The following is an 11,078-nucleotide window of genomic DNA, read 5'->3' on the forward strand; positions in this document are numbered from 1 at the left end:
CGAGGCCGCCGCCGAGGCCGCGAAGGCCGCCCCGGCTCCGGCTCCGGCCGCCGCCGCGCCGGCCGCCACCCGGCGGACCCCGGTGCTGGAGGCGTCCCCGCTGCGCGGGCAGACCGTGAAGATGCCGCGGATCCGCAAGGTCATCGGCGACAACATGGTCAAGGCCCTGCGGGAGCAGGCCCAGCTGTCCTCGGTCGTCGAGGTCGACGTCACCCGGCTGATGAAGCTGCGCAACCAGGCCAAGGACGCGTTCGCGGCGCGCGAGGGCGTCAAGCTCTCCCCGATGCCGTTCTTCGTCAAGGCCGCCGCGCAGGCGCTGAAGGCCCACCCGGTCATCAACGCCAAGATCAACGAGGCCGAGGGGACCATCACCTACTTCGACACCGAGAACATCGGTATCGCGGTGGACTCCGAGAAGGGCCTGATGACCCCGGTCATCAAGAACGCCGGTGACCTCAACATCGCCGGCATCGCCAAGGCCACGGCCGAGCTGGCGGGCAAGGTCCGCGGCAACAAGATCACCCCGGACGAGCTGTCCGGCGCGACCTTCACCATCAGCAACACCGGTTCGCGCGGCGCGCTGTTCGACACGATCATCGTGCCGCCGGGCCAGGTCGCCATCCTCGGCCTCGGTGCCACGGTCAAGCGTCCGGCCGTCATCGAGACGGAGGAGGGCACGGTCATCGGCGTCCGCGACATGACCTACCTGACCCTCTCCTACGACCACCGCCTGGTGGACGGTGCCGACGCGGCCCGTTACCTGACGGCGGTCAAGGCGATCCTGGAGGCGGGCGAGTTCGAGGTCGAGCTCGGCCTGTAGGCAGCCGCCGCACAGCCAGCACGGGTGCCCCCGTCCGGAGAATCCGGGCGGGGGCACCTGCCGTGCGGGCGCCTTCCGGTGCGCGCCGGGCCGTGCGGCGTCACAGGCGTCGTGTAAGTCTCGTCTCACCTGGGCGAAAGCGCCCCCGTGCGCCCCACCGGGACGGCGCGGCGGCCGTATTGTCTAAGCGTCGAACGCCCTCAGGGGACCGGTGGGGCCCCCGCGTAAGGAGCTCTCATGACCGCGCCCGTCGTCCACTCGCTGCGCGAACAGATCCGCGAGCACATCCTGGAAGGGATCATCAGCGGGCGCTGGCAGCCGGGTGAGCGGATCGTGGAGCGGCGGATCGCGACGGAGCTGGAGGTCAGCCAGACGCCGGTGCGCGAGGCGCTGCGGGAGCTGGAGTCGCTGCGGCTGATCGAGTCGGCGCCGAACAAAGGCGTACGGGTCCGCAATCTGACGGCCGCCGACCTGGAGGAGAGCTATCCGGTGCGGGCCGGCCTGGAGGCGATCGCGGCGGAGCTGGCGGCGGACCGGCTGGCCGAAGACTGCTCGGCGCTGGAGCCGCACGTGGCGGCCCTGTACGAGGCCGACCGCATGGCCGACGGGACGGGCCAGGTGCGGCACACGGTCGCCTTCCACCGCGAACTGGTGCGCGCGGCCGGGAACTCGGTGCTGCTGCACACCTGGGAGGGCCTGGGCATCGAGGTGTTCACGGCGCTGTCGATCCGCTGGCTGGGCACGGTGCAGCAGTCCTACGCGGAGGAGCACGAGGAGCTGGTGGCCGCGTTCCGGCGCCGCGACCCCCGCATCCCCGAGATCGTCAAAGCGCACGTCCTGGGGTGCGCGCCGCGGGCATGAGCCCCGGGCGGCCCGGCCGCCAACCGAGCGATGCGGTGCTCATCCGGTGTCCCACCTGCGAGAACCAGGCGTTTCATGGTCACCGAGTGCCACTCTCCAAGGCACCCCGTGCCGACTTTCTCGTCATCAAGAGATATTTCCCCCAGAACCTTTGATCGATCATCGATCAGGGAGTTATTGTCGCCAACGGGCTTGCACCCGAGCCCTCAGCCCTGTCCTGCCAAAGACCTAGGGCACCCCCGAACCCTTGTTGACGAGGGAACCCCCTTCGACTGAGGAAGGCGGCGACATGACCGACCCCATGGCTGTCCGGCCGAGCGAGCTCGACCAGCTTCCGGACCGCGACCCCGAGGAGACCGCCGAGTGGCGGGCCTCCCTCGACGCCGTCACCGAGGCGGCAGGCCCGCACCGTGCCGCGTACCTGATGCGCCGCACCCTGGAGCGTGCCGAGGGCGCCGGCGTGCCGCTGCCGAAGCTGTTGGAGACCGACTACGTCAACTCCATCCCCACCGCCGCCGAGCCCGCCGTGGACGGTGACGAGGAGCTGGAGGCCAGGATCACCGCGTGGAACCGCTGGAACGCGGCCGCGATGGTCACCCGCGGCAGCAAGTACGGCGTCGGCGGCCACATCGCCACCTTCGCCTCCGCCGCCTGGCTCTACGAGACCGGCTTCAACCACTTCTTCAAGGGCAAGGAGGCGGACGGCTCCGGCGACCAGCTCTACATCCAGGGCCACGCCTCCCCCGGCATCTACGCCCGCGCCTTCCTCGACGGCCGGCTCACCGAGGCCCAGCTGGACAACTTCCGCCGCGAGGCCGGCGGCGACGGCCTCCCGTCGTACCCGCACCCGCGGCGCCTGCCCTGGCTGTGGGAGTTCCCCACGGTGTCGATGGGCCTCGGCCCGATCTCCGCGGTCTACCAGGCGCGGTTCAACCGCTACCTGACCAGCCGCGGCATCAAGGACCTGTCCGACTCCCACGTATGGGCGTTCCTCGGCGACGGCGAGATGGACGAGCCGGAGTCCACCAGCGCGCTGACCCTCGCCTCCCGCGAGGGCCTGGACAACCTGACCTTCGTCGTCAACTGCAACCTGCAGCGCCTCGACGGCCCGGTCCGCGCCAACTTCAAGATCGTGCAGGAGCTGGAGGCGCAGTTCCGCGGCGCCGGCTGGAACGTGATCAAGACGCTGTGGGGCACCGCCTGGGACGAGCTGTTCCAGCTGGACACCACCGGCGCCCTGGTCCGCCGCCTGCGCGAGGTCCCCGACGCCCAGGTGCAGACGTACCAGACGCGCGACGCGGCCTACATCCGCGAGGACTTCTTCGGCAAGGACCCGGCGCTCGCCGAGATGGCGAAGCTGCTGAGCGACGACAAGATCCTCGAGTGCTTCCACGTCTCGCGCGGCGGCCACGAGGCCCGCAAGGTCTACGCCGCCTACCGGGCCGCGGTCTCCCACAAGGGCGCCCCGACCGTGATCCTGGCCCAGACGGTCAAGGGCCACACCCTCGGTGAGGGCTTCGCCTCGAAGAACGCCAACCACCAGATGAAGAAGCTCTCGGTGGACGAGTTCAAGGCGATGCGCGACCGCCTCGGCCTGCCGATCAGCGACAGCGCCTTCGCCGACGGCGAGGTGCCCTACGCCCACCCGGGCGCCGACTCCCCCGAGGTCCGCTACCTCCAGGAGCGCCGGGCCGCGCTCGGCGGTCCCGCCCCGGCCCGCCGGGTCCACCCGGTCGCGCCGCTGCCCCAGCCCGCCGACAAGGCGTTCACCGCCTTCGACAAGGGCTCCGGCTCGCAGAACGTCGCCACCACCATGGCGTTCGTCCGCCTGGTCAAGGACCTGGTGCGCGACAAGGAGACCGGCAGGCGCTGGGTGCCGATCGTGCCCGACGAGGCGCGCACCTTCGGCATGGAGTCGCTGTTCCCGTCGCTGGGCATCTACTCGCCCGCGGGCCAGACGTACGAGCCGGTCGACCGCGACCAGCTGATGTACTACAAGGAGGCCAAGAACGGCCAGATCCTCAACGAGGGGATCACCGAGGCCGGGGCCATGGCCGAGTTCATCGCCGCCTCGACGTCGTACGCGACGCACGGCGAGACGATGATCCCGTTCTACATCTACTACTCGATGTTCGGCTGGCAGCGCACCGGCGACCAGATGTGGCAGCTCGGCGACCAGCTGGGCCGCGGCTTCCTGGTCGGCGCCACCGCGGGCCGCACCACGCTGACGGGCGAGGGCCTGCAGCACGCGGACGGCCACTCGCCGGTCATCGCGGCGACCAACCCGGCCGCGCTGACCTACGACCCGGCGTTCGCCTACGAGATCGCGGTCGTCGTCAAGGAGGGTCTGCGCCGGATGTTCGGCGAGGGCCGGCCGGACGAGGACCAGAACGTCTTCTACTACCTGACGGTCTACAACGAGCCGCTGCCGCAGCCCGCCAAGCCGTCGGTGGCCGGGATCGACGAGGGCATCGTCAAGGGCCTGTACCGCTTCAACACGGCCGAGTCGGCCGGGCTCACCCCGGCGGCGAACGCCCCGCGGATCCAGCTGCTCGGTTCCGGCACGGCCATCCACTGGGCGCTGAAGGCGCAGAAGCTGCTCGCCGAGGAGTGGGGCGTGGCCGCCGACGTGTGGTCCGCCACCTCCTGGACGGAGCTGCGCCGGGACGCCATGGAGGCCGACGAGGCGCTGCTGCGCGGCGAGGAGCGGGTGCCGTACGTGCGGCAGGCGCTCCAGGGCGCCCGGGGTCCGGTGCTGGCGGTCTCCGACTACATGCGCCAGGTCCCCGACCAGATCGCGCAGTGGGTCGAGCAGGACTACACGTCGCTGGGCGCCGACGGCTTCGGCCTGTCGGACACCCGGGACGCCGCCCGCCGCCACTTCGGCGTCGACGCCGAGTCGATCGTCGTCGCGGCGCTCGCCCAGCTCGCCCGGCGCGGCGAGGTCCGGGCGACGGCCGTGAAGGAGGCGCGCGAGCAGTACGGCCTGTGACGGCCGGTACGGCTGTGTGACCCGGCAGAAGGCCCCCGCGACGGGGGGGGCCTTCTTGCATGATGGGCGCATGCGTGCTGCCCGGCTGATCAAGATGGTGCTGCTGCTCCAGTCCCGCCCGTCCATGACCGCGGCCGAACTGGCGCGGGAGCTTCAGGTGTCGGAACGCACCGTCACCCGGGACGCGCAGGCGCTGTCGGAGGCCGGGGTGCCGGTGTACGCGGACCGCGGGCGGGCCGGCGGCTACCGGCTGATCGGCGGCTACCGCACCCGGCTGACCGGGCTGGCCCGCGGGGAGGCGGAGGCGCTGTTCCTGTCCGGGGTGCCGGGCGCGCTGCGGGAGATGGGACTTCAGGACGCGGCCTCGGCGGCCCGGCTGAAGGTGTCGGCCGCGCTGCTGCCCTCGCTGCGGGACGCCTCCCGGACGGCGGCGCAGCGCTTCCACCTGGACGCGCCCAACTGGTTCCACGAGCCGCGGACACCGGAGCTGCTGCCGGCCGTGGCGGACGCGGTGTGGGACGACCGGCTGGTCACCGCCCGCTACCGGCGCGGCGAGGAGCAGGTGGAGCGCCGACTGGAGCCGTACGGGCTCGTGCTGAAGGCGGGTGTCTGGTACCTGTGCGCGCGGGTCGCGGGGCAGGGGTCCTTCCGGGTGTACCGCATCGACCGGTTCACGGCGGTGCAGGCGGCCGGGGAACGCTTCGAGCGGGCGGCGGACTTCGACCTCCCGGCGTTCTGGGAGGAGCGGGCGGAGCAGTTCGCGCGCTCGATCCTGCGGGCGCGGGTGGTGGTCCGGCTGTCGCCGGAGGGGGTGCGGCGGCTGCCGCACGCCGTGGACCCGCTGTCCGCCCGGGAGGCGCTGGAGGAGGCGGACGCCCCGGACACGGCGGGGTGGGTGCGGGTGACCCTGCCGGTGGAGTCGGAGGAGGTGGCGCACGCTCAGCTGACGGCGCTGGGGGCGGAGGCGGAGGTGCTGGAGCCGTCGTCGCTGCGGGAGCGGTTCGCCGAGGAGGCCGCACGGCTGGCGGAGCTGTACCGGCGGTGAGGAACGCGCCCGCGCCGGGCGCCCCCGCCGGGCCGCGGGCGGGCCGGGCGGCCGGATCGGGGCCCGTCCTGGGCGGCGCACTGCGGGTGCGTCCGGGGGGCGCAGGGCCGATGCTGGACAGCGTGATGGACGAGACGGAGTTCTGGGAGCTGGTGGACACCGCCCGGCAGGACGCCGAGGGCGACCCCGAGGAGCAGGCCGACCTGCTCGTGGAACGGCTGCTGCGGCTCGACCCGGACGCGGTCATGGACTTCGCCCGTCACTTCGAGTCCCGCTACCACCGTGCCTACCGGTGGGACCTGTGGGGCGCCGCCTGGGTCCTGCTGGACGGGGCGAGCGACGACGCGTTCGACTTCTTCCGCTGCTGGCTCATCGGCCAGGGCCGGGAGGTCTTCGAGGGCGCCCTGCACGACCCGGACGCGCTGGCCGACCTGCTGGACGACGACTTCGACGAGGAGGTCGACGGCGACGGCGAGGAACTCGGCTACGCGGCGGACGAGGCGTACGAGCAGCTCACCGGCACGATCGCCCCCGACCTGGGGCTGCCCCCGGGGCCCGCCGAGCCGGAGGGGACGCCCCTCGACTTCGAGAACGAGAAGGTCCTGGCGGAGCGCTACCCGCGTCTGTGGGCCCGTTTCCGGGACTGAGCCGGGGAGATGACGTACGGCGCCTCCGGGCCCTTGCCGGGGGCCCGGAGGCGCCGTGCGCCGTCAGTGGACCGGATGACGGCGGACCGGACGGCGGTGCGCCGGGGCCGGGGTGAGGGAGGGGTGGCGGGGCGCCGCGTTGGCCTGGGTGAGGGTGGACGCGGTGTGGGCCGGGGGGCCGAGGATGACGGCCGCGGCGGCGCACAGGGCCGTCCAGGGGGCGCGCAGGGCGCCGGCCCGGGCGGTACTTCGGTCATGACTGTCGTTCATCGGCCCTTCTCCGGTCTGCTTCGGTGCCGGCCGGCGGGGCGGCGGAACGTGCCTCCCCGGCGGCCCGGCTGTGTACTCGTCGCGCGTCGGACGCGCGCCCCTGCATCTCGGCCGCCATCTCCCGGACGTCCGGGAGTCGGGCGTGCAGGGCGGCGCCCGGGCAGCTGGTCATGTAGCCGTCGTTGTGACCCGCGACGGCGGGCAGGGTGGCCGCGGTGCCGGCGGCGTAGCGGCTGCCGCCGTTGCTGGACACCAGACGCACCTCGGCACGCGGATCGATGCCGGCGGGGGCCAGCTTCCAGGCCGCCAGGGAGGCGATGGCGTACAGCATCGGCTTGGGCACCGGCGTGCCGGCGGTGAAGGTCCCGATGGCGGCCACCCCGGCGGTGCGGTGGTTGAACCCCTGGGTGTGGGCCCCGGTGACGGGCCGGTCGGTGCCGCCCGCCCGGCCCTCGTAGATGACGCCGCAGCGGTCGACGAGGAAGTTGTAGCCGATGTCGTCCCAGTCCCGGCCCACCCTCTGGCCCTCGTACAGGTGCCGGATGACGTCGGGCGTCTCGGCGCAGGCGTAGTCGTTGGGCGAGTCGGTGTGGTGGACGAAGACGGCCACGATCGCGTCGTCGTAGCGCGGCGGCGGCTGCTCGCGGGCGGCGTCGCCGACCCACCGCGCGCGCGGCACGATGTGGGGCCGGGGCGCCGCGTGGGCGGGCGTCTGGCGTGCGGCGGGCTGCGCGGTGGGCTCGGCGGCGCGTTCGACGCCGTAGGCGCACAGCACCAGGGCGACGGCGGCGGCCACGCCCGGCAGACAGCCGAGCGGCACCGTGACCGCCCTGGGCAGGCCCGGGGTGCCGGGCCGGCCGGGTATCCGGGAGGAGCGGCGCTTCCGCGCCCCTCGCGGTCTCCTGGGGACACGCATGGGTCCACTGTGGGTCCGATCGGCGCCGCCCGCGATGTGTACTGTGCCACCCGGTGGAACCATCGTCCGGGTCCGCGGCGTTTTCCCGGGTGTACGCGCGCGGGACGGCCCGGTCGGTGACCGTTCGCGCGCGTGGCTGATCACCGGGCCCCTCCCCCACGTATTGGGGGGCCCGAGAGAAAGGCGGCGTGCGTGGACCTGCTCGACATCCTGCTGTTGGTGATCGTCCTGGCCTACGCGGCGTCCGGCTACCGGCGCGGGCTGCTGGCGGGCTGCGTCTCGCTGGCCGGTTTCGTGGGCGGTGCGGTGATCGGCGTGTGGCTCCTGCCCTGGGTGATGGACCTGGTGACGCCGGGCACGACCACGGCCACGGTGACGGCGGTGTTCACGGTGCTGCTGCCGGCCGTGGCGGGCCACGAGCTGGCCGGGCGGCTGGCGCTGCGGCTGCGGCGGGAGCTGGACCGGGGGCCGCTGCGGGTGGCGGACGGGATCGGCGGCGCCGCGGCGAACGCGGTGGCGGTGCTGATCGTGGCGTGGGTGGCCGCCTCGGTGCTGGGCGCCTCCTCGTCACCGCTGCTGACCTCGGCGATCCGGGACTCCCGGCTGCTCGGCGCGGTGCAGGACGCGATGCCGGACACCACCCCGGGCTGGTTCTCGCGGGCCACCTCGGCGCTGACCGAGGCCGGTTTCCCGCAGGTGTTCAACCCGTTCGAGAACGAGTCGACGGCCGAGGTCGCCGAGCCGTCCGGGGACAGTGTCACGGCCGCCGCGACCCGGGCCGCCCAGCGCAGCACGGTGAAGGTCGAGGGCGTGGCCGGCACCCAGGGTCGGGAGGGCAGCGGCTTCGTGTACGCGCCGGAGCGGGTGATGACCAACGCCCACGTCGTGGCGGGCATCGACCGGCCGACGGTGCAGGTCGGCGGGGTCGGGCGGGCGTACCGCGCGCAGGTGGTGCTGTTCGACCCGCAGAAGGACGTCGCGGTGCTGGAGGTGCCGGGGCTGCGGGCGCCGGTGCTGCGCTTCGAGGACGACGCCGAGCGCGGCGACTCGGCGGTCGTGGCGGGCTATCCGCAGGACGGGGACCTGAATCTCCAGGCGGCGACGGTCGCCAACCGCGTGCAGGCCCGGGGCCGGAACATCTACAACGACGCCACGGTCACCCGCGAGATCTACTCGATCCGCTCCACCGTCCGCCCGGGCAACTCCGGCGGTCCGCTGCTCACCACCGACGGCAAGGTGTACGGGGTGGTGTTCGCCCGCTCCACGTCGGACGCCGAGACGGGCTATGTGCTCACGGCGGCGGAGGTCGCCGAGGACGCGCGGCGGGCCGCCGACGCGACGGCGCCGGTGGACACCGGCGACCTGGTCACCTCGTAGAGCCTGGCGTCGCGGTCACGCCGGGCTCAGATGAGGGACTGCCCCATCATGACGTCGTCGACGTAGGCGCCGCCGACGAGGAACTCCTCGGGCTGGACGCCCTCGACGACGAAGCCCTCGGAGGCGTAGAGCGTGCGCGCCGGGGTGTTGTGGCCCAGGACGCGCAGGGTGATGCGGCGGGCGCCGCGGGCCCGGGCCTCGGCGACGGCGGCCCGCACCAGGGCCCGCCCGACGCCCAGGCCGCGGGCGTCCTCGGCGACGGCGAGGCCCGCGATCTGCCGGACGTGCGCGTTGGAGGCGAGGGGGGTGGGGAAGCCGAGCCGTACGTAGCCGACGACGCGGCCCCCGTACTCGGCGACGAGGTGGTCCGCCGGTCCGCTCCGCTCGGTGAAGAAGGGCGGGTGGGGCGGCTCGGGCCGGGGCGTGACGGCGTGCAGCGGGGACCAGGTGTCCCGGTCGAGCCGGGCGAGCGGCTCCTCGTCGTCGAGGCGGGCGGGACGTATGTGCGGCGCGGGCATGCCGGTCACTGTACGTCGGGGGCACGCCGTGGCCGTCCCGGTTATCCGGGGGCGCGGGACGGCAGGATGGGCTCATGGAACAGTCCCGAATCGCGGTGGCCGGCGCGTCCGGCCTCATCGGTGGTGCCCTGGTCGGGTCGCTGACGGCTGACGGACACCGGGTGGTCCGTCTGGTCCGGGGGACGCCCCGGGGCCCGGACGAGGTCCGGTGGGACCCGGAAGGGGGATCGGTGGACGCCGCCGGGCTGGCCGGCTGTGACGCGGTGGTGAACCTGGCCGGGGCGGGGGTCGGCGACCGGCGCTGGACGCCGGCCTACAAGGAGCGGATCCGCTCCAGCCGGGTCAACGGCACCGCGGCGCTCGCGGCGGCCGTGGCCTCACTGGCGGACGGCGAGCGGCCCCGGGTCTTCGTCAACGGCAGCGCGATCGGCTACTACGGGGAGACCGGTGACCGGGAGGTCGACGAGAGCGCCCCGGCCGGCGAGGGGTTCCTGCCGTCGGTGTGCCGGGAGTGGGAGGGCTCCGCGGCACCGGCCGAAGAGGCGGGAGTGCGCACGGTGTTCACCCGGACCGGTCTGGTGGTGTCCCGCGGCGGCGGGGCGTGGGGCCGTCTCTTCCCGCTGTTCCGGGCCGGGTTGGGCGGGCGGCTGGGCGACGGGCGGCAGTACTGGTCGTTCGTGGCGCTCCACGACGTGGTGGCCGCGCTGCGCCATCTGCTGGAGACCGACGGGCTGTCGGGCCCGTTCAACGTGACCGCGCCGCATCCGGCGACCAACGCGGAGATCACCCGGGTGATGGCCCGGGTGCTGCGCCGCCCGGCGGTCTTCGCGGTGCCCGCCCCGGTGCTGCGCACGGTGCTGGGCGAGATGTCCGGGGACGTGCTGGGCAGTGCCCGGGTACTGCCCCGGCGGTTGACGGAGTCGGGCTTCCGGTTCGCCTTCCCGGACATCGAGGGGGCGGTCCGGGCCGCGCTGTGAACGGGTGCGACCGGTCCGCGACCGGCCCGCGCCCCCTGCGGCCCCTTCCCGCACGGGCGTCGGCGGTATGCGACCGTCGTGCGCCCGTGCCCTGCCGATGCGCGACTGCCCCCGACCGATCACGGGCCTAACCTCGGACCGAACTCGGGTATCCCTGGGGCCTGTTGAGGGCATGACGTCTCCAGCGCCCGCGCAACCTCGAGGAGGGGCACGTGCTTGAGCCCACGGAGCAGGCGGACGTCGTCGTCGTGGGAGCCGGGATCGCCGGACTCGCCGCGGCACGCCGACTGACCAGCGCAGGAGTCACCACCACGGTCCTGGAGACCGCCCATCAGGCGGGCGGCCGCATGGCCACCGAGAAGATCGACGGCTTCCGGCTCGACCGGACCGGGCAGTTGCTGTCCACGGCGTACCCCGAACTGCGGCTGAACCCGGCCCTGGACGGGCTCGTCCTGCACCCCTTCGCGCCCGGCGTCCTGCTGCACAGTGACGGACGTCACCACCGGGCCGGCGCACCCCCGGGCTCCGGGGGCGCAAGGGGCGCACTCCATGCGGTGCGCGCCCTGGCGAGCGCCCCCCATACCCGGGCCGCGCCGAGGCGGCCGGCCGCGGTGCCCGGCCGTCAGGTCTCGGTGCCCCGCAGCCGCACCGGCGC

The 11,078-nt window shown here is 73.8% G+C and carries 11 protein-coding genes; 8 read left to right on the top strand and 3 right to left on the bottom strand.

The genetic code is table 11. The annotated features are described in order from the left end of the window. From G3I53_RS07100 to G3I53_RS07120, 5 genes are all read left to right on the top strand, one after another. The coding region (locus tag G3I53_RS07100; protein WP_203616719.1) for a 2-oxo acid dehydrogenase subunit E2 at positions 1-820 on the top strand (820 nt) is incomplete at its 5' end. A gap of 237 nt (positions 821-1,057) precedes the next feature. Then, positions 1,058-1,681, top strand: a complete 624-nt coding sequence (locus tag G3I53_RS07105) for a GntR family transcriptional regulator (protein ID WP_164338890.1) — start codon at positions 1,058-1,060, stop codon at positions 1,679-1,681. Between the two features lie 289 nt (positions 1,682-1,970). Then, positions 1,971-4,673, top strand: a complete 2,703-nt coding sequence (gene aceE, locus G3I53_RS07110) for a pyruvate dehydrogenase (acetyl-transferring), homodimeric type (RefSeq protein ID WP_164338891.1) — start codon at positions 1,971-1,973, stop codon at positions 4,671-4,673. A gap of 70 nt (positions 4,674-4,743) precedes the next feature. Next, the gene (locus G3I53_RS07115) at positions 4,744-5,718 is read left to right on the top strand and encodes a WYL domain-containing protein (RefSeq protein WP_164338892.1); all 975 of its coding nucleotides are present in this window, start codon (positions 4,744-4,746) and stop codon (positions 5,716-5,718) included. Between the two features lie 125 nt (positions 5,719-5,843). After that, on the top strand, positions 5,844-6,365 hold the full coding sequence (locus G3I53_RS07120; protein WP_164337747.1) for a DUF4240 domain-containing protein: 522 nt from the start codon (positions 5,844-5,846) through the stop codon (positions 6,363-6,365). Between the two features lie 63 nt (positions 6,366-6,428). On the opposite strand, the gene G3I53_RS07125 is transcribed toward G3I53_RS07120, so the two are convergent. Both G3I53_RS07125 and G3I53_RS07130 read right to left on the bottom strand, forming a co-directional pair. Beyond that, positions 6,429-6,635 carry a hypothetical protein gene (locus G3I53_RS07125; protein WP_164337745.1) on the bottom strand — a complete coding sequence of 69 codons (207 nt, stop codon included), beginning with the start codon at positions 6,633-6,635 and terminating at the stop codon, positions 6,429-6,431. Next, positions 6,619-7,551: a peptidoglycan recognition protein gene (locus G3I53_RS07130; RefSeq protein ID WP_164438137.1), complete on the bottom strand. Its 933-nt coding sequence runs from the start codon at positions 7,549-7,551 to the stop codon at positions 6,619-6,621. Before G3I53_RS07130 ends, G3I53_RS07125 begins: the two co-directional genes overlap by 17 nt. Before the next feature lie 192 nt (positions 7,552-7,743). On the opposite strand from G3I53_RS07130, the gene G3I53_RS07135 reads away from it, so the two are divergent. Beyond that, complete coding sequence (locus G3I53_RS07135) at positions 7,744-8,928, top strand: MarP family serine protease (protein WP_164338917.1); 1,185 nt, start codon at positions 7,744-7,746, stop codon at positions 8,926-8,928. 26 nt (positions 8,929-8,954) lie between these two features. Here G3I53_RS07135 and G3I53_RS07140 read toward each other — a convergent pair whose 3' ends face one another. Continuing rightward, positions 8,955-9,446, bottom strand: coding sequence for a GNAT family N-acetyltransferase (locus G3I53_RS07140; RefSeq protein WP_203592744.1), 492 nt, complete (start codon positions 9,444-9,446; stop codon positions 8,955-8,957). A gap of 74 nt (positions 9,447-9,520) precedes the next feature. Here G3I53_RS07140 and G3I53_RS07145 point away from each other — a divergent pair, with 74 nt between their 5' ends. Together G3I53_RS07145 and G3I53_RS07150 are read left to right on the top strand one after the other, a co-directional pair. After that, positions 9,521-10,423, top strand: a complete 903-nt coding sequence (locus G3I53_RS07145; RefSeq protein ID WP_164438138.1) for a TIGR01777 family oxidoreductase — start codon at positions 9,521-9,523, stop codon at positions 10,421-10,423. A gap of 212 nt (positions 10,424-10,635) precedes the next feature. After that, positions 10,636-11,078: NAD(P)-binding protein (locus G3I53_RS07150; RefSeq protein WP_164438139.1), on the top strand; the 443-nt coding region annotated here is incomplete at its 3' end.

Source organism: Streptomyces sp. SID14436, assembly GCF_010548465.1.
GTDB lineage: Bacteria > Actinomycetota > Actinomycetes > Streptomycetales > Streptomycetaceae > Streptomyces.

Excerpts from the sequence above, each read along its gene's own strand:
- G3I53_RS07105 (WP_164338890.1), top strand. The coding sequence starts at position 1,058 with ATGACCGCGCCCGTCGTCCACTCGCTGCGCGAACAGATCCGCGAGCAC.
- aceE (WP_164338891.1), top strand. The coding sequence starts at position 1,971 with ATGACCGACCCCATGGCTGTCCGGCCGAGCGAGCTCGACCAGCTTCCG.
- G3I53_RS07115 (WP_164338892.1), top strand. The coding sequence starts at position 4,744 with ATGCGTGCTGCCCGGCTGATCAAGATGGTGCTGCTGCTCCAGTCCCGC.
- G3I53_RS07120 (WP_164337747.1), top strand. The coding sequence starts at position 5,844 with ATGGACGAGACGGAGTTCTGGGAGCTGGTGGACACCGCCCGGCAGGAC.
- G3I53_RS07125 (WP_164337745.1), bottom strand. The coding sequence starts at position 6,635 with ATGAACGACAGTCATGACCGAAGTACCGCCCGGGCCGGCGCCCTGCGC.
- G3I53_RS07130 (WP_164438137.1), bottom strand. The coding sequence starts at position 7,551 with ATGCGTGTCCCCAGGAGACCGCGAGGGGCGCGGAAGCGCCGCTCCTCC.
- G3I53_RS07140 (WP_203592744.1), bottom strand. The coding sequence starts at position 9,446 with ATGCCCGCGCCGCACATACGTCCCGCCCGCCTCGACGACGAGGAGCCG.
- G3I53_RS07145 (WP_164438138.1), top strand. The coding sequence starts at position 9,521 with ATGGAACAGTCCCGAATCGCGGTGGCCGGCGCGTCCGGCCTCATCGGT.